Source organism: Archangium lansingense, from assembly GCF_026626635.1.
Classification (GTDB): domain Bacteria; phylum Myxococcota; class Myxococcia; order Myxococcales; family Myxococcaceae; genus Archangium; species Archangium lansingense.
In genome coordinates this window covers 1,840,663-1,858,117 of sequence record NZ_JAPNKA010000001.1, presented here as the reverse complement: position 1 = coordinate 1,858,117, position 17,455 = coordinate 1,840,663, and the positions used below count along the sequence as shown (strand labels likewise).

Here is a 17,455-nt window from a genome sequence, read left to right as displayed (position 1 = left end):
CCCATGCCGAGTCCTCACTATTTTCGATCGTCTGTGGCAAATATTTTGGATGTGTTGGGTGATGCCGGGGTCTTCCTACTATGGAATAGGGTCGGGTTAGAGGAGAGCGAGGGAATTTCGCGTATTAGCTGGCTTCCGCCTGCGCCTGGGGAACTGTTCAGGCTTGCCGGTGACCGGCTTGACAGCTATGCCGCCTGGGTTTCTGCGAACGCCTTTTCAGGCCTGCTTTTTGACGGAGCGCTCATCCAGTTGACTTGGAGCATTGCTGCTGGAGATGTTATTGGACATCGTCTCGCTTATGTCCCTTGCCCGCTCATTTTGGATCAAGAACTCCTCCGTACTGAACCGGTTCTTGACGTGTGGGAACTTGCCAGAGACTCTCCTCGTCCCGATATCGTGCTGCGAGGAGCGGTGAGGTTTGACTACGACCCAGTCGCTGCAAAGCCAGGACATCCTGCGTCACACTTCACATTTGGCGACCCTGAAACCAGAATCCCTGTGGCATATCCGCTCGGTCCGAATGAGTTTATTAGATTTGTTTTCAGAAATTTTTATCCGGACGTGTGGAATAGGATGGAGTATTTGAGGACGCTTAAACCCTCATTCGAGTGGAGCAAGACTCTTCTCGACGAGGAGCATGAGGAGGTTCACCTTCGGTGGGAGCAATATCCTTCCACCTTCCGGTGAGTACTACTCAGTCACTTCTCTCGGCGACCCAGTAATTCTCCGCAGGAAATCCCCTCGGAGAAACACAAAGTGACCAAGTAGTACTCCGGGAGAGGGACGGGGTGAGGGTATCGAAGCTCCCGGGTTGAGCCCCAACGAACCGAAGAACCGAGCCAGGACTCCGCACCTCGTCATCGCCCCTGTGTTCTCGCATTATGGGTTCAAGAGCTGGACCCTGATCTTCCTGCCAGAGGAGATCATCGGTGTGCCGCACTCCCCCTGGCCGATCATCCTCAAGACGGGGTTCTTCGCCGCGGTCCTCATGCGCGCTCGTGCCTACGCCGTGGACTGGAAGCAGGGCGCCAGGGCGCGCGAGGAGTGGAGCACTATCGAGAGCACCAAGCTCCCGAAGAACGCGTGGAGGATTCCCCTGAGCTCCGTGAAGCGGATCGAGCTTCGGAGGCAGCTCTTGTCCGCGAGCGAGCTCCGCATCCAGCAGACGGGGCAGCCGGAGTTCCTCTTCGGCATCTACGACCCGTCGGAGCTCGGGCATTGCGCGGAAAAGCTCCGCCGGGCGTATCCGCGCATCTACTTCGAGCAGTAGCGGCTCGGAAGCCCGCTCAAGCCATCGATCGAATGGCGGCGAGCGTCTTCTCCACCTCGTCGGGGGTGTTCTGGATGCCGAAGGCCACGCGCGCATACGGCACAGCGTAGGGCGTGGTCGAGGCCAGAATCCTGTTCCGCTCGGCGAGCCGCTGCACGACCTGCTGAGGCGACATGCCCTTCACGTCGAAGCAGACCATGCCCGACGAGAGCTCCGTGGAGCGAGGCGTGTACAGGGTGACGTGTGGCATCTTGGCCAGCCCCTCGCGCATCTGCGTATTCAGCTCGTGGATGCGCTCGGTGATGCGCTGCGAACCGATGGCCTGATGGAACTCGAAGGCGGTGGGGACGGCCCAGTAGTGCTCGAAGGCCTGGAAGCCGCCGGGGGAGAACCAGGTCGCGCGAGCGGGCATCTCGGGAGGCTTCTCGCCGGCCCAGGCGAAGAACAGCTCGGCGGACGAGGTGCTCGGCATGAGAGGCCGCATGACGGACCACAGCTCGGGCCGGGCCCAGACGAAGCCAGTGCCGCGAGGGCCGAAGATCCACTTGTGCGTCCCCGCGGAGAACGCATCCATCCCCATGGCCACGATGTCCGGCGACTCCACGCCGAGGCCATGGACACCATCAACGACGAAGAGGACCCGGCGCTCCGGTGCGCGCTCGCGATTCACCACCGCGAGAGCATCGGCGATACGCCGGAGCGGCAACTTGAGCCCGCTGCTCGAGTGCACCCACGTCACGCCCACCACACGCGTCTCCGGGCGGATGGCCTTGCGCAGACGCTCGACCATGCCATCGGCGGAGATGGCGTCATACGAGTCGAAGAGTGGAACCTTCCGCCACGTCGCGCCGCTGCGCTCGACCGCGAGGCGGATGGCCTCGTGGTGCACGAAATGGTCATGCGAGGTGGTGAGAATCTCATCGCCCGGCTTCAGGGGCAGCCCCTGGTAGATGACGGCGAGGCCGGTCGTGGTGTTCTGCGTCAGGGCAATGTCATCAGCGCTCCCGCCAATGTACGAGGCAATGGCATTGCACACCTTCGCCGGGATGTAGTCCTGCGGTCCGCCGAAGACCAGACGCTCCACGGTATGGAGCGGGTTGGCCTCGAGCTGGCGGCGATAGCTCTCAATGGCCTCGCGCACGGAGCGTGGATGTGAGGCAAGAAAGAAGAGCCCGAGGTGGATGTAGCGGGAATCCAGCTCGAACTGCCGCCGCACGGCCCCCCAGTCGCGCAGGTCATCGGTGGAGGCCCGCCGCTTCTTCTCCGCGGCGGATCCGGTGGGAACAGCACCCGCCCCCGCGGCGAGCGCACTGGTGAGGAGGAAACCGCGCCGGCTCAGCATGCACGCAACTCCTTCCAAAGCTTGTCATGCAAAACCTATCGGAGCGCATGTGGATTCACCATGCCCTCCACTCACTTCGCCCAATTTTGCAAGTGTTTGATGCCACTGGCTCCGCGTTCACCGGGACTCGGGGGAATTCCCGAGCCGGCGCCTGCGGACCCACCTGCGAACAGGCCAGAAGCCCAGGAGCAGCGGAGGCAACCAACTCGGGACGCCCACCCAGAACGATCTCGCATACGTCGCGGCTTGCACCGGGACGGTCGGCTTCGGATGCTCGCCGCGGAAAAGCCAGAACCCCACCTTGTTCCACGCGGAGCGCTGCTTCGGCCGGCGCGGTGCCTGGAAGAAGGCACCTCCCAGGTCGAAGGGGTCCACGGGCTCCGAGTCCGGCAGCCAGAACGCCTCGCCCCCCATCCAGAAGGAGCCGTCTCCCGGCCAGCGGAGCCGATGATGGCTCCGCACCCGAGAGCCCTCCTGGACCCGGTCCATGTCGATGCCGAACGAGGTGTAGAACCCGTAGCTGAACGGCCACATCACCAGGAAGGCCAGACACGCCAGCCACGAGAGCCCACGAAGGGCCTCGGCCAGGAGACGAGCGGGGGGCACGGTCTTCTTCATGCGGAGCCTCATGCTGATGGCTCTGGCGGCGAGCATCAATGCCCGGAGGGGTGCATCCCACGGAATGCGCACCTGGAGTAGCGGCGAGCATGGGGGCAGGCGCAGGGGTGCGAACTCGATCTGCCCGCCCATATCCCTGGGGTATCGTCCACCCGGACGGAGGCGAGAAAGCAGGACATCCGCCCCCCCGGGAGACACATGAAGCTCATCATCAATGACCGGGAGTACGAGGTCCCCGACGAGAACCCCCACCGCGTGCTGCTGTGGGTGCTGCGGGACGAGCTGGGGCTGGTGGGCACACGGTTCGGCTGCGGTGCCGGCATCTGCGGGGCGTGCACCATCCATGTGAATGGGGTGGCCACCCGGGCGTGCATCTCGCCCATCTCCGCGCTGGCCGGCACGCGCATCCGCACCGTGGAGGGCCTGTCCAGCCCGGGGCCGGATGGCAAACCGAGGCTGCACCCCGTGCAGCGGGCGTTCCTCGACGTGCAGGTGCCCCAGTGCGGCTGGTGCATGAGCGGGCAGATGATGACGGCAGCCGCCCTGCTGGAGCACAACCCGAGCCCCACGCCCGAGCAGGTGGTGGAGGCCATGGACCGCAACTACTGCCGCTGCGGCACCTACTGCCGCATCAAGAAGGCCGTGCTCTCGGCGGCGAGCCAGCTGGCCCAGGAGAAGGAGCCATGAGCGACCCCGTAACCCCGAAGAAGGGCTGGCGCCCGACGCGCCGGCAGTTCCTGGTCGGCCTGGGCGTGGGCGGTGTAGGCAGCGTGGGAGCCCTGGCCCTGGGCCTGCCCGCCATCCGACTGGGCGTGGCACGAGCCGTGGACGACGGCCTCATGCCCTCTGGAAAGAGCCTTGACCCCACCGTCTGGTTCGAGCTCCTGCCGGATGACCGCGTGCGCCTGCACCTGCCCAAGGCGGAGATGGGCCAGGGCATCCACACCGCGCTGGCGCAGATCGCCGCCGAGGAGCTGGAGGTCCCCTGGGAGCGGCTGGAGGTGGTGCACGCCAACACGGCCCATGGCCCGGTGGATCCCCGTGGCACCTCGGGCAGCACGACCGTAGCCGGCCTGTACCAACCCCTGCGCGAAGCCGCCGCCAACCTCCGGGAGATGCTGCGCGCCGAGGCCGCTCGCCAACTGGGCGTTCCCGCGGAGTCGCTCGTCGCCGCTGGCGGAACGATGAGCGTGCGCGGCCAGCCCGAGCGGACGCTGCGCTATGGCGAAGTGGTGGCGCGGCACACGGGGGCGTGGGAGGTACCCGAGCAGCCCCCTACCCTCAAGCAGGCGAAGGACTTCCAGTTCATCGGCCAGTCGATGCCGCGCGTGGACCTGGAGGCCAAGCTCACCGGCCAGGGCGTGTATGGCTATGACCAGCGGCTGCCCGGCATGCTGTATGGCGCCACGGCCCGGCCGCCACGGCTGGGGAGCACGCTGCGCGCGGCTCGCGAAGGACGGGCACGCCAGCAACCGGGCGTGGTGGAGGTGGTGATAGGGGAAGGCTTCGCCTCCGTGGCCGCCGAGTCCCGCGAGCAGGCCCACGCGGCCCTGGCCCACCTGGAGCTGGAGTGGTCCGAGGGTGAGGCCCTCCAGCAGGCGGACATCGAGGCGCTGACGACGGTGAAGGATGGGGAGGGCGTGCTCGTCCAGGACGAGGGCGACGTGCCGGAGCAGCTGGGGCGCGGCAAATCCCTGAGCGCCGAGTACCGCACGCCCCTGGCGGCACATGCGCACCTGGAGCCGCAGGCGGCACTGGTGGAGGTGAAGCCGGAGCGGGTACGGGTGTGGATGTCCACCCAGATGCCCCTGAATGTCCGCAAGCAGGTGGCCCATGCGCTGGAGCGCGAGGAGGAGAGTGTCGAGGTCACTCCCACGTACCTGGGTGGTGGCTTCGGACGGCGCCTGGACGCGCATGCCGCCATTGAGGCCGCGAGGCTCTCGCGGGCCACGGGCCGACCGGTGCACGTGGGGTGGACGCGCGCCGAGGAGTTCCGCCAGGGGTTCTTCCGTCCGCCCACGCACCACGTGCTGCGCGCCTCGCTGGAGGAGTCCGGCAGGGTGCTGGCCTTCGAGCACCATCAAGCCAGCGGGGACGTGCTCTTCTCCCTGTTACCGGAGGCCGCGAGCGCTGTGCTGGGAGCGGACTTCGGCGCCTGGCGAGGGGCCAGCATCCGCTACGCCATGGCCCACCGCCGGGTGCGAGCCCAGCGCGTGAAGCTCCCCGTGCCTACCGCCACCTGGCGAGGACTGGGGCTGCTGGCCAACACCTTCGCGCTGGAGAGCTTCATGGACGAGCTGGCCCACGCCGCTGGCGAGGACCCGCTCGCGTTCCGGTTGAAGCACCTGGGAGAGGACGAGCTGGGACGCCGCATGCGCCGGACACTGGAGGCCGCGGCGAAGCAGGCAGGCTGGGGGACGGCCGCTCCGGAGGGCCGGGCCCGGGGCCTCGCGTGCTCCGTGGACGCGAGGACCGTGGTGGCCCAGGTGGCCGAGGTCTCGGTGGAGGAAGACCGGGTGCGGGTGCATCGCATCACCTGCGCCGTGGACTGCGGCCTCGTCATCAACCCGGACGGAGCCATTGCCCAAGTGGAGGGCGGCATCACGATGGCCTTGGGCTCAACCCTGTCCGAGCAGATTGCGCTCAAGGATGGCCAGGTGGAGGCGGAGAACTTCCACCAATACCCGCTGCTGACGATGCGAAACGCACCGGACATCGACACGCTGCTGGTGGGCGACGGTGACAAGCCAATGGGCCTGGGCGAGCCGCCGATGGGACCGGTGGGGGCCGCCGTGGCCAATGCGCTCTTTGCACTCACCGGGAAGCGCTTGCGGAGCCTCCCCCTGAAGCTCTAAGGCCGCACCATGCCCCTCCCGCTCCAAAAGAAGGTCGTGCTGGGACTCCAGCACACCATCGCCATGTTCGGCGCCACCGTGCTGGTGCCGCTGCTCACCGGCCTCAATCCCAGTGTCGCCCTCTTCGGAGCGGGGCTCGCCACCCTCCTCTTCCACGTGCTCACCGGGCTGGGCGTGCCCATCTTCCTGGGCAGCAGCTTCGCCTTCATCGCCCCCATCATCACCGTGCTCAAGGCCGAGGGCCTTGCCGCCTTGGGCGGTGGGCTCGTCGCCGCTGGCGCCATGTACCTCGTCTTCTCCGCCCTGGTGAAGGTCGTTGGCATCCGGCGCGTCCAGCAGGTGTTTCCGCCCATCGTCACCGGCCCCGTCATCATCGTCATCGGGCTCAGTCTTGCCGGCGTCGCCGTCAATCAGGCGCAGAGCCACTGGGGGCTGGCGCTCGTCACGCTGCTGGCCGCCATCCTCACCAGCGTCTTCGCTCGCGGCCTCTTCAAGATGATTCCCATCCTCATCGCCGTCATCGCCGGTTACGTAGCCGCGCTGGTGCTCGGCGCTGTGGAGCCCGCGAAGCTCGACGCCATCCGCGACGCCGCGTGGGTGGGCCTGCCCCCCTTCCACGCCCCGAGCTTCTCGTGGAGCGCCATCTTCGTGCTCGCCCCGGTGGCGCTCGTCACCTTCATCGAGCACATCGGCGATGTCATCGTGAACGGCCGCGTGGTGGGCAAGAACTTCCTCGAGCGCCCCGGCCTGCCGCGCACCCTCTTCGCCGATGGCATCGCCAACATGGCCTCCGCGGTGCTCGGTGGCCCCGCCGCCACCACCTACGCGGAGAACACTGGCGTGCTCGCCGTCACCCGCGTCTATGACCCCGCCGTCCTGCGCATCGCCGCCGGCTTCGCCATGCTCTTCGGCCTCTCGCCCAAGCTGGCCGCCGTCTTCCAGAGCCTCCCGCCCGGAGTGCTCGGCGGCGTGAGCATCCTGCTCTTCGGGATGATTGCCTCCGTGGGCATCCGCACCCTCTCCGAGGCTCAAATCGACTTCGCCCACAGCCGCAACCTCATTGTCGTCAGCCTCATCCTCGTGCTCGGCCTGGGCGGCGCGAAGATTCCGGTGACGTTCGGCGAGGTGCACATAGAGCTGCACGGCATGGCGCTGGCCGCGCTCGTCGGCATCCTCGCCAACGCGTTCCTGCCGGCCTCGCTCAACCGAGAGGAGCTGGATGCCCAGCCCCGGGAGGAGCCCCCGTCCGACTCGCGTCCGTGACGGGGGCGCTCGTGACCTTCACCCGTTCCTAGGGAGGACTCCCCCAGTCCTGGGAGGGCACGCAGGGAGGGCGCGAAGAGATACGCGCCCCCTGTCGGGATGACCCACTGCGCACTCACGGAGAAGGACTGGCTGGTGCTGGCCTTGGGCCTCAGGGCCCTGAAGTCCTTCGGCCCATGGTGGCCCGAGTCCGTGTTCTGCCCGACCAGGAGATCGAACCCCCCCGTGGTCGGCGCCTCGGACTGGTTCATCCAATCGCTGTTGAGCACCTCGAACTGCCGCTTGAGGGAGCGCTGGTACGCGAGGAACAGGAGCCCTCGCTCCCGCGTGTTGTCGGCGTGGCCGGGGACATCGTGGTGATACGGCGGGCCGAAGGGAATTCCGCGCCGCAGCATCTGGAAGCCTCGTGTCTCCGCTTCGCCGCCCTGTTGCGAGCGCCTGGCGCATCGCCTCCAGCAGTTCCTCCTTGTCACGCCGGCCCCTGGAGAAATCCACGCCCACGTCGACCTCCGAGGCGTTGACGTCCTGGGCTCCCCCAAGCAGGTGAGGAGGAGGCGAGCGTGGCGCTTGAAGCAGCGGCCAGCAAGGAGCCGATGAAGGAGAGGCCGTCGGGAGTGGACCAGGCGGAGGTGCTCAGGAGGACGTTCGACTTCGACGTATTCGCCTGCGTGAGGTGTGGAGGCCGGCGGCGGCTCTTGGCGTACGTGAAGCAAGCGGGAGCAGTGCGAGCTATTCTGGAGCACCTGGGCTTGCCCACGGCAGGTGCCAGCCTGACCCCGGCGCCAGCGCCACCCCAGTCCGCGTGGTGTTGAGGCTCGCGCCGCCACAGCCAACAGGCCCAAGCCCCCTGCTCCCCTGCGCTGCCCCTGCTGGCAGGACGGCCGGGGCCGACGTGTGCCTCAAGGCCGCCGCACCCTGCGTGCACTGGCATGGCTCACTTCTCTTGGGCTCCCGTCAGCTGCCTTCCCCCGCCTCTCTGCCCCAACCCCCTGCCCTCAACCGTGCCCCTATTTCTCTTATGCGCGGCCGCGCAGCCCCCTTGGGTACACGCCAGCCCAGGCCGCCCTCCCATGAGGTGCGCGGCAGGGGCCCTGGGCCTCTTGGCTGTCTTGCGCTTCAACACCACGCAGCCTGGGGTGGCCCTCGCCCAGGGGCCAACCGCGCACTCGCCGTGGGCAACCCCAGGTGCTCCACAATCGCTCTCCCCCCTCCTGAGCTCACACGCTCCACCGCCGCAAGAACGAGCGGAGGAGCTCATTGAACGCGCCGGGAAGGTGGAGCGGCACGTAATGACCGCCGTGCTCGAATTCGTGATACTGCGCCCGCGGGATCTCTCGTTCCATGTGGCGGCCGTATCGCCGCACGGTGAGCGTGTCCTCACCTCCCTGGACCACGAGCGTGGGCGCCTTGATTCCAGCGATGCGATCGGCCGCATCGAAACGCAGGACCTCGGCCAGGTAGTCGAAGCTGCGCTCATAGCCCGCGTCGCGCTGCGATGCTTCGAGCGCCATGGTGCGGCGCGCGAGCGTCGAGGGATCCTCTTCGGGCGTTGTCCGCCGGAGATCCGCGCGCAGCCTCCGCATCATGTCCTCCATGTTCCGGACGCTGTCCTCCTCCTCGAGGTGAGAGGTCGTATTGACCAAGGCGAGCGAGCGGACGCGGTGGGGCAGCGCGAGCGAAAACTCCTGCGCGACCATCCCGCCCAGGGACCAGCCCACGAGGTGCACGGCCTCGTGGACGCCGAGCCCATCGAGCACGGCGGCGATCCGCCCCGCGATCCGCGCCGGCGACAGCGAGCCATGGGGCGCCGTGCTCCGACCATAACCCGGGTGGTTCGGGACGATGACCCGAAAGTCACGCCGGAGCTCTTCGATCTGGAACACCCAGATCGGGATTGACGCCATGATGGGGGGGAGCAGCACGAGCGGAGCGCCCGTGCCCGCGCACAGGACGTCGATGATCTCTCCGGAGGAGAGCGTGACCATGAAGGCTTCGAGGGGAGTGCCCGAGCCCACGCGCGCCCCAGGGACGTGCGTGATGTTCACATCGCGCTCGACCCGCTCGACCGAGAGCGCCGGCTCCTCTTCCTCGGCCTTGCGTGACGCTGCGGCGCCATCGCCGACCTCGTCCGGAGAGGGTCGCGTGAGCGTCGCCTGACGGATTCCGAGGAGCAGGTTCGTCAACGTGCTCAAGGTGAGAGTTTGGCGGGATGCATCGGATCGCAGGGCCATCTGTGCGGACATCGTGACGCCGAATGTCTGCTCTGCTCGTCGAAGCATCTGGAGATACATCAGCGAGTCGACACCGACGCTCTGGAGAGAGCGGTCGGAATCGATTCCTGCATCGTCGCGCAAGGTCACCTGGCGAAAGATGCCGCGGATGAGCCGCTCGACCGTGGCCGGATCGTCGAGGTTCTGCTCTTCGTGGCTCGCCGTCAGCGCCCGGCTCCTCACGAGCAGCGGGTTGGAGGCTTTGGGCAGCGTCACCTGGTTTGCCTGATAGAGCGGTTCAGGGCGCGAGGCGAGGGCGCTCCGGAGCTGCGCCTTCGATGCGGGTGTGGTGCGGAGGGCGTCCACGGATGCGACTGGCTCGCCCAAGGCGTCGGCGATGGCAAGCGAGACCGTCCCTTCGCCATCGCGGCGAGAAAGGCGCACGCGCAGGCAGGAGGCTCCGGTCGCGCGCAGGGAGACGCCCACCCAGGAGGCGGGGAGCGCCACCTCGCCTGCATCGGGAAGAAGGGAATCGAGCGCGAGCGCGTGAAGGGCAGCGTCGAGCAAGGCTGGATGCAGACCGAAGTGGTCGGCCTGCTGCGCGGCCTCTTCGGAGAGGTGAACCTCGGCAAACAGGTCGTTGCCCTGCTTCCAGGCGGCGCACAGGCCCTGGAAGTCGTGGCCATAGGCGAGACCCGCGTCGGCGAGGCGATCATAGAGGCCGTTCAGGTCGAGCGGGGCGGCTCCCGCCGGCGGCCATGCGCGTAGGTCGAAGGAGGCCGACTCCGTGGTGGATCCAAGGGTGCCAGTGGCATGGCGGGTCCATGGAGTGTTGGGCGGGGCGTTCTCGGGCCGGGCGTGGAGGGTCACCGACCTGCGGAAGGCCTCATCCGGGCTGCCAACGGAGAGCTGAAGATGGACCGCGCCCTTCGAGGGCAGCACAAGCGGGGACTCCAGGGTGAGCTCCTCGATACGGTCGAGCCCCACGCGGTGGGCGGCGACGAGGGCGAGCTCGACGAAGGCGGTGCCAGGCAGGAGGACCGTATCGAACACCCCGTGTCCGGCAAGCCAGGGGTGGCTTTGCAGCGAGAGACGGCCGGTGAAGAGCAGGCCAGCGGCATCAGCGAAGGGAACGGCGGCGCCGAGAAGCGGATGCTCGGCGGAGACAAGGCCGGCGGAGGCCACGTCGGCGCTGCCGGCCTTGGAAGCGTCGAGCCAGTAGCGCTCGCGCTGGAAGGCGTAGGTGGGCAGCTCGATCCGACGTGCGCCGAAGGGGGCGAAGAAGGCCTTCCAATCGAGCTCGTGTCCGCGGGCGTGCAGGCCCCCCAGGGCGGCGGTGAGCGTTTCAACCTCGGGACGGTCATTGCGGAGGGCGGGCAAGAAGAGAGCGCGGGCCTGGGCCTCGTCGGACAGGCAGTCGTGGGCCATGGCGCAAAGCACGCCATGAGGTCCGAGCTCGAGGAAGGTGGTGACGCCTTCGGCCTCGAGGGTGCGCACGCCCTCGAGAAAGCGGACGGCGTGGCGCACGTGAAGTACCCAGGTTTCGGGCGAGCCGAGCTCCTCGGCGCTGGCACGCTTTCCAGTGATGTTGGAGATGATGGGAATGCGCGGCGGATGGAAGGTGAGCCCCTCGACGACGTGTCGAAACGCGTTCAGCATTTCATCCATGCGAGGGGAGTGGAAGGCGTGGCTGACCCGCAGAGGTGTGGTCTTGCGGCCGAGGGCTTTCACCTGCCTTGTGACCTCGATCACGGCCTCTTCGTCCCCCGCCACCACGGTGGACAAGGGGCCGTTGAGCGCGGCGATAGCGACGTGGGCCTCGCGTCCGACGAGCAGCGGCGCGACCTCGGCCTCGGAGGCCTGGAGCGAGACCATGGTGCCACCCTGGGGAAGGGCCTGCATCAGGCGAGCGCGTGCGACGACGAGGGTGCAAGCGTCTTCGAGCGACAGCACGCCGGCGACGTGGGCGGCCACGAGCTCGCCGATGGAGTGGCCGAGCAACAGATCGGGCTTGACTCCCCAGCTTTCCGTGAGCCGGAAGAGGGCCACCTCCAGGGCGAAGAGGGCAGTCTGGGTGAAGGCGGTCTGGTGGAGCAGGGCAGCATCTTCCGAGCCTTCGGTTGCAAACAGGATGGGACGCAGGGGCCGCTCGAGCTGCGCATCGAGATGGCCGCAGACGTTGTCGAGGGCGTCGCGGAAGATGGGGAAAGCATCGTAGAGCGCCCGGCCCATGCCGGGATGCTGACTTCCCTGTCCGGTAAAGAGCAGAGCGAGCTTGCCCTGGGCCTTGGCTTCGCCGAGCACCACGTTGACAGCGGAGCTGCCCTGAGCGATGGCGCCGAGCGCCTCGAGAAGGGCTGCGCGGCCCTTCGCGACCACCACCGCGCGTCGTTCGAAGTGCGTTCGCGTGAGCGCGAGCGAACAGGCCACGTCCGACAGCCCGAGGTCCGGATGGGCCTCGAGGTGTGCCCGCAGCCGCTCGGCCTGCGCCCGTAAGGCCGCTTCGGTCTTGCCCGATACGAGCAACGGCAGCGCCGCGGGCACCTCGGTTCCTGCTGCCTGTTCGGAAGAGCCCGGAGTGGGCCCGTCCTCGGAGGATGGCCAGAGCTCCGGGAACGCCGCGCCGGACGGCCGCTCTGCCGGGTAGAGCTGCCGCCAGGCCACCTGCTGGCCGCGGGTGTAGAGGATCCCCAGGGAATCGAGGAGCACCGCCCGTCCTGGCTCCTCGCGGCGCATCGAGGGCAGCGCGAGCCCAGGTTGGACGATGGGGCTCCGGGTCGAGCCAGCATGCGCGAGGCATTGCTCGACGGCCCGCACGAGGACCGGATGAGGATTGACGTCGATGAAGACGTCATGCCCGCTGCCGGTGAGCCGCTCGATCGTCTCCGCGAAGAGCACCGGCTTCCGGAGGTTGTTGCACCAGTAGTCGGCGTCGAGCTCCGAGCCCTCCAGGCAATGGCCCGTGACGGTCGAGTAGAACGGCACCAGGGCGCAGCGGGGTCGTATCCCTTCCAGGGCCGAGAGGAGATCCGGCAGGAGAGGATCCATTTGCGGACAATGCGCCGCAACATCGACGTTGATCCTCCTGGCGTACACGCCCGAGCGCGCGAGCTCGGAGAGGAGCTCGTCGATCGTGGCCGGATCGCCCGAGATCACGACGGAGCTCGGGCTCATGAGCCCCGCGACGGAGACCTTGTCCTCTCGCCCCAGGAGGGTGCGCCGCGCCTCCTTCAAAGACAGCTCGACGAGCGCCATGGTACCGCGGCCGGCGGTGCGCTTCTGGAGCCGGCTCCAGACGCAGATGATGCGCGCGGCGTCCTCCAGGCTCAGGCAGCCGGCGACGGTAGCCGCGGCGATCTCGCCCATGCTCTGCCCGACGACGGCCGCCGGCTCCACGCCCCAGGACCGCCAGAGGGCCGCGAGGCCGACCTGGACGGCGAAGATTGCGGGCTGGACCCACGCAATGTCCTCGAGCCATGTCGCGTCGCCCGAGAGCAGCGCGTCCAGCAACGATCCGCCGAGGTGGGGACGCATCACCCGATCGCACCGCTCGAGCGACGCGCGGAAGGCAGGCTCGCGTAGCAGGTCCGCGCCCATGCGGCGCCATTGTGACCCCTGCCCGCCGAACACGAAGACGGGGCCGAGGCGCCCCCCGCGGGCAATGCCTGCCACCGCGCCCGGGAGCGGGCGATCCTGCAGCAGACCGTCGAGCCGCGCGGCGAGGTCGTCCCGCGTGCGCGCCGTGACGGCGATCCTCTGGTCTCCTTCGCCCGCGTGAGGGGCCGCGGCAGCGCAGAGCTCCGGGAGCGAGAGAGGTCGAGAGCCATCCAGGCAAAGGTCCCTCACCCTGGCCGCGAGCTGTCGGAGACGCTCGCCGTCCATCGAGGCGAGAGGCACCAGAGAAGCGCTCTCCAGACGAGCGCCCTCGAGGACGACATGACAGTTCGTCCCGCCGAAGCCAAAGGAGCTCACGCCCGACAGGGCCCTTCCATCTCGTTCGGGCCAAGGCTCCTTGGAGGTCGGGATCTTCAGGTGGAGGGCGTCGAACGCGATGTACGGGTTCGGGATCTCGAAATGGAGGTTCGGCGGAACGGTCCGGTTCTTCAGCGCGAGGGCCGTCTTGATGAGCCCCGCGATCCCCGCCGCGGTTTCGAGGTGGCCGATGTTCGTCTTCACCGACCCCAGGAGTAGCGGCCTATCAGCGGGCCGGCCTGCACCCAGCACGGCCCCGAGGGCGCTGGCCTCGATCGGATCTCCGAGCACGGTCCCTGTCCCGTGCGCCTCGACGTACTGGACGTCCCGCGGGTCGACGCCCGCGTTCGCATACGCGTCCCGGAGCACGAGCTCTTGCGCAGCGGGGCTCGGCGCGGTCAGGCCGTTGCTGAAGCCATCATTGTTGATCGCGCTCCCGAGGATGAGGCCATCGATGCGATCGCCGTCCGAAAGGGCACGGGACAGGAGCTTCAAGACCACCACGCCCCCGCCCTCGCCGCGGCCATAGCCGTTCGCGCGGGCGTCGAAGGACTTCGAGCGGCCGTCGGGGGCCAGCGCCCCGAGCTTGGCCATCGCGACCATGCTCTCGGGCCCGCTCATGAGGCTCACGCCGCCCGCGAGCGCGAGCGTGGCCTCCCCGAGGAGCAGGCTTTGACGGGCGTAGTGGACCGCGACCAGCGCGGACGAACAGGCGGTGTTGATGGCGACGCTCGGGCCGCGCAGGCCGAGCGTGTACGAGACGCGCGCGGGAATGATGCTGAGATCCTGCCCTGTGGCGCTGTGCTGCGTGAGGCGAGCGAGGGAGCTGCCAGACAGCCTGGCATAGTCTTGCCACATCGCGCCGAAGAACACGCCGGTCCTGCTGTCTTTGAGAGAGCGCGGCGGGACGCCCGCGTCTTCGAGAGCCTCCCAGGAGAGCTCGAGCATCAGGCGCTGCTGGGGATCCATCTCGGCGGCCTCTCGCGGAGAGATGCCGAAGAACGTCGGGTCGAAGCGGTCGATCCCCTCGATGAAGCCACCCCAGCGCGTGCCCACCTTGCCGGGCGCGAGGGGATCGGGATCGTAGAGCACGTCGGTATCCCACCGGTCAGGGGGCACCTCGGTGATCGCGTCTACCCCGGACTCCAGGAGTCTCCAGTAGCTGTCCAGGTCCGGCGCCCCGGGGAACCGGCAGGCCATCCCGACGATCGCGATGGGCTCGTTCTGCGTGGGACTGCGTTCGGCACGTTCGGCGCGTCCGGGCACAAAAGCCTCGAGATCGCTCGCCCCACCGGCCAGGTGACGCGCCAGCGCCTTTGGGGTCGGGTGTTTCCACACCAGGACGGGCGACAGGGGGCGCCCGAGCGCCTGCGCCAGGTCCGCGAGCATGCCTGTCGCGCCCTGCGAATCGAGACCATAACGATTGAATCGTTCACGGACATCGATGGATCGCGGCTCGATGCGCAGCCGCTCCGCGAGAAGGGATGCGATCAAGGTGCGGAGGTCATCCTCCGTCAGCGCAGGCGGCCGCGGATGGGTCAGCTCGTTGGTCATGCTGTTGCTCTGGTGTTGTGGGTGCCGCAGACGGGGCGTCATTCCACGCGATGCAGGGATGCCCCACGGGCTACCCCTTTCAGATAAATGCCGTCAAGGGATTCGAATGAGGTACGCGGCAGGGGCTCTGCCAGGGGCAGCGGGCTCCGCGAGGAAGCGCTCGCGGAGCCTCACGGCCATCCCTCACCAATTCGTTTTGATGGCGAATTTCGTGGTGGCGAGAACGGTGGACGGCTGGGTATGCGGACGACAGCTTGGCAGGCGGTTGTAATAGAAGGTCTCCACCCATGCGCGCTGCAACTGGAGCGAGAAGGCCGCGCTGAAACTGACATTGCACGTGCCGCAGGCTGCGTCCCGGTAGCCATCCCAGATGGCCTCGGCGCGGAATTCCGTGCCCGCCGCCTTCCGGGCAGATGTTCACCGTGGCGAGGTTCAGGGAGCCTTCCAGGCACTGCTTGCCTCCCGTGCATTTGCCGGTGATCAACGTCCCATGGCGCCGCGCTCCCTTCTTGAAAGCCTTCTCGCTGATGAGCGCCTCGACCCTGGCCGCCTTCTGCGCGCTCGTCGGCTGGGAAGCCGCCGCGGCGAGGGCCTGCGTGGGCTGGCGCGAGCGGGCCGTCTTCTGTTGGGCCTCGTATTGCTCGAGCTCTTCCTTCAACTTCTTGTTCTCGGGCCTGCGCTGAGCGGGGGGCTCGACGGCCTTCACGGGCCCTGTTTCGGGGTGCGGCTGACGGCCCGCGCCAATGGCTCCATCACGCACTGGGTCCGGGTGACGGACGTGGCGGGCAACACCTCCGCCTGTCACGTGCTCGGCACGTACGTGCACGACGACATCGCGCCGGCCACGCCCTACCTCTCGTCGGCGACCGAGCCCGCCTCGCCCAGCAACCAGACGGACTCCCCGGTCTTCTTCGGCTACGCGGAGCGCGGTACCACCGTGCTCCTCGTGGAGGACTCCTATTCGTGCTCGGCGGAAGTTGCCCGGGCCGCGGTGAACGGCACCACGGGCGCCTTCCGCATCCAGACGAAAGGTGTTGAGGGAGAGGGCAGGAGCCGAGGGGACGAGGAGGGCTGCTGACGGGTGCCACGAGGGCTGTGAGCCAGGCCGGTGGAGAAGCGGTGCAGCCCCATGGGGCACACGCCGGCCCAGTGACCTCCCCAGGGGGAGGTAGCAGGGGCGTGGGCGTCTTTGGCACCGTGACTGCTCGAGGCTCAACACCACGCGTGCTGGGGTGGCCCTTGCGCTGCAGCCAGCGCAAGCAGGCCGCGTGGGCAGTGACAGGTGCTCCAGAATGGCGCGCACTTCGTTGGGGGCCGTCAGGTACGCCAACACTCGGCGCCTGCCTCCACACCAGGCACAGGTGAAAACATCCAACGCGAACGTCCTGCGCAGCAGCTTCGCCCAGTCCTCTCGCGGCATCCGCTCCTTCTTCGGCTCCTTCCTGAGCTCTGCCTCAGCTGCCACGCTCGCCCCCTCCTCACCTGCTTGGGGGACCAGAAATGGCCGCAATTTCGAGCCTGGAGCGAAGACGCCGTGGAACCTCGTGAGGTTTGCCCGAGGCGGAGGCACCAGGGACGCCACACGCCGTAAAAACTCCAGCCCGGTGAAGAGCAGGTGCGTGGTGCCGTCCGGCAGCGGGCGCTTCATCCGATAGGCGATGCGGCCGTCCTCCGCTCGTGACAAACGCTCCAGAGCCAACGCTCCGCGTGCTCCATAGCGGCACAGCCGCTCCACATCCCATTCGCAGACTACGACACATGCAGGGCCGGTTTCGGGCTGCGTGACCATCACCCTGCCGACTCATCCGCTCCAGGGCATGCAGCTGCCGGTCATCAGCACCGCCCGCAGCCAGGACGGCAGGCGGTACATCGACGTGGAGCACCCACCTGGCTGGTGCAGGAGACTTCCCATCGAGTGGACGGACCGCTCCTCACCTCTGGTCCCACCCAGCATCGGCGGTCGTGAGGTTCGCCTCGGCATTTCCGACCTGCTCAAACTCGCTGATGCTGTAGCGGTAGCACTTCGCCGGGAGCCTGCCCCGCCGCCTGCTCATGACTCAGCGGCTGAGCATAGCTTCATCCAAGTCGCCTCGGTCGACACGGCCCGCGGCAATCCGACAAGCTCTTCTCGGAGCGTGGACACCCCTCTTGCACCAGGTGCTTCACGCCGAGGCCGCAAGCGCGGAGGAAAGCGATGAACGATAAGGGCGCGGCCATTCCAAAACCCGTTTCCGAGAAGAGGGGCATTATGCATAGCGCACCCAGACCCTGCCTGTCGTTGGCATGCAGATGCGTGTTGGCGTGCAAGGAGAATCCCTCCATGAAGGCGCATCGGGGCTGCTTGGTGGGAGGGGGCCGGATGTCCACCTCC

11 protein-coding genes and 2 pseudogenes are annotated in these 17,455 nt (G+C 67.7%); 8 read left to right on the top strand and 5 right to left on the bottom strand.

Annotation, left to right across the window (positions count from 1 at the left end; genetic code table 11):
• The first annotated feature begins 3 nt into the window (after window positions 1-3).
• The gene (locus tag OV287_RS07500; protein ID WP_267533299.1) at window positions 4-687 is read left to right on the top strand and encodes a DUF2290 domain-containing protein; all 684 of its coding nucleotides are present in this window, start codon (window positions 4-6) and stop codon (window positions 685-687) included.
• 124 nt (window positions 688-811) lie between these two features.
• On the top strand, window positions 812-1,270 hold the full coding sequence (locus tag OV287_RS07495) for a hypothetical protein (protein WP_267533298.1): 459 nt from the start codon (window positions 812-814) through the stop codon (window positions 1,268-1,270).
• 16 nt (window positions 1,271-1,286) lie between these two features.
• Here the strand turns inward: OV287_RS07495 and OV287_RS07490 are convergent, their stop codons facing one another.
• Both OV287_RS07490 and OV287_RS07485 read right to left on the bottom strand, forming a co-directional pair.
• The gene (locus tag OV287_RS07490; RefSeq protein WP_267533297.1) at window positions 1,287-2,612 is read right to left on the bottom strand and encodes an aminotransferase class V-fold PLP-dependent enzyme; all 1,326 of its coding nucleotides are present in this window, start codon (window positions 2,610-2,612) and stop codon (window positions 1,287-1,289) included.
• A 117-nt stretch (window positions 2,613-2,729) separates the two neighbouring features.
• Window positions 2,730-3,230 (bottom strand): hypothetical protein, encoded by a 501-nt coding sequence (locus tag OV287_RS07485; protein WP_267533296.1) that lies wholly within the window; start codon window positions 3,228-3,230, stop codon window positions 2,730-2,732.
• 198 nt (window positions 3,231-3,428) lie between these two features.
• Between OV287_RS07485 and OV287_RS07480 the strand changes: the two genes are divergently transcribed.
• From OV287_RS07480 to OV287_RS07470, 3 genes are read left to right on the top strand one after another with little or no spacing between them, the layout of a single operon-like run.
• On the top strand, window positions 3,429-3,917 hold the full coding sequence (locus OV287_RS07480; protein WP_267533295.1) for a (2Fe-2S)-binding protein: 489 nt from the start codon (window positions 3,429-3,431) through the stop codon (window positions 3,915-3,917).
• Window positions 3,914-6,085 (top strand): xanthine dehydrogenase family protein molybdopterin-binding subunit, encoded by a 2,172-nt coding sequence (locus OV287_RS07475; RefSeq protein ID WP_267533294.1) that lies wholly within the window; start codon window positions 3,914-3,916, stop codon window positions 6,083-6,085. The genes OV287_RS07480 and OV287_RS07475 overlap by 4 nt, the downstream gene beginning before the upstream one ends.
• Window positions 6,086-6,094: 9 nt before the next feature.
• On the top strand, window positions 6,095-7,348 hold the full coding sequence (locus OV287_RS07470; protein WP_267533293.1) for a uracil-xanthine permease family protein: 1,254 nt from the start codon (window positions 6,095-6,097) through the stop codon (window positions 7,346-7,348).
• Window positions 7,349-7,602: 254 nt separating this feature from the next.
• Here the strand turns inward: OV287_RS07470 and OV287_RS56395 are convergent.
• Window positions 7,603-7,821, bottom strand: a pseudogene (locus OV287_RS56395) (hypothetical protein); the annotation flags it as partial.
• 744 nt (window positions 7,822-8,565) lie between these two features.
• On the bottom strand, window positions 8,566-15,084 hold the full coding sequence (locus OV287_RS07465; RefSeq protein WP_267533292.1) for a type I polyketide synthase: 6,519 nt from the start codon (window positions 15,082-15,084) through the stop codon (window positions 8,566-8,568).
• A gap of 527 nt (window positions 15,085-15,611) precedes the next feature.
• Here OV287_RS07465 and OV287_RS07460 point away from each other — a divergent pair.
• Together OV287_RS07460 and OV287_RS07455 are read left to right on the top strand one after the other, a co-directional pair.
• Window positions 15,612-15,767, top strand: coding sequence for a hypothetical protein (locus OV287_RS07460; RefSeq protein ID WP_267542610.1), 156 nt, complete (start codon window positions 15,612-15,614; stop codon window positions 15,765-15,767).
• 38 nt (window positions 15,768-15,805) lie between these two features.
• Window positions 15,806-16,162, top strand: a complete 357-nt coding sequence (locus OV287_RS07455) for a hypothetical protein (RefSeq protein WP_267542609.1) — start codon at window positions 15,806-15,808, stop codon at window positions 16,160-16,162.
• 456 nt (window positions 16,163-16,618) lie between these two features.
• Here the strand turns inward: OV287_RS07455 and OV287_RS07450 are convergent.
• Window positions 16,619-16,873: pseudogene (locus OV287_RS07450) on the bottom strand (transposase); the annotation flags it as partial.
• On the opposite strand from OV287_RS07450, the gene OV287_RS56800 reads away from it, so the two are divergent.
• Window positions 16,866-17,282 (top strand): DUF5372 family protein, encoded by a 417-nt coding sequence (locus OV287_RS56800; RefSeq protein ID WP_506344823.1) that lies wholly within the window; start codon window positions 16,866-16,868, stop codon window positions 17,280-17,282. The pseudogene OV287_RS07450 and the gene OV287_RS56800 overlap by 8 nt on opposite strands.
• Window positions 17,283-17,455: the final 173 nt, after the last annotated feature.

What these genes read in the sequence shown, in the direction of transcription:
- OV287_RS07485 (WP_267533296.1), bottom strand. Translation starts at nt 3,230, where the DNA reads ATGAAGAAGACCGTGCCCCCCGCTCGTCTCCTGGCCGAGGCCCTTCGT.
- OV287_RS07460 (WP_267542610.1), top strand. Translation starts at nt 15,612, where the DNA reads ATGAGCGCCTCGACCCTGGCCGCCTTCTGCGCGCTCGTCGGCTGGGAA.
- OV287_RS07480 (WP_267533295.1), top strand. Translation starts at nt 3,429, where the DNA reads ATGAAGCTCATCATCAATGACCGGGAGTACGAGGTCCCCGACGAGAAC.
- OV287_RS07475 (WP_267533294.1), top strand. Translation starts at nt 3,914, where the DNA reads ATGAGCGACCCCGTAACCCCGAAGAAGGGCTGGCGCCCGACGCGCCGG.
- OV287_RS07470 (WP_267533293.1), top strand. Translation starts at nt 6,095, where the DNA reads ATGCCCCTCCCGCTCCAAAAGAAGGTCGTGCTGGGACTCCAGCACACC.
- OV287_RS07490 (WP_267533297.1), bottom strand. Translation starts at nt 2,612, where the DNA reads ATGCTGAGCCGGCGCGGTTTCCTCCTCACCAGTGCGCTCGCCGCGGGG.
- OV287_RS07500 (WP_267533299.1), top strand. Translation starts at nt 4, where the DNA reads ATGCCGAGTCCTCACTATTTTCGATCGTCTGTGGCAAATATTTTGGAT.
- OV287_RS07465 (WP_267533292.1), bottom strand. Translation starts at nt 15,084, where the DNA reads ATGACCAACGAGCTGACCCATCCGCGGCCGCCTGCGCTGACGGAGGAT.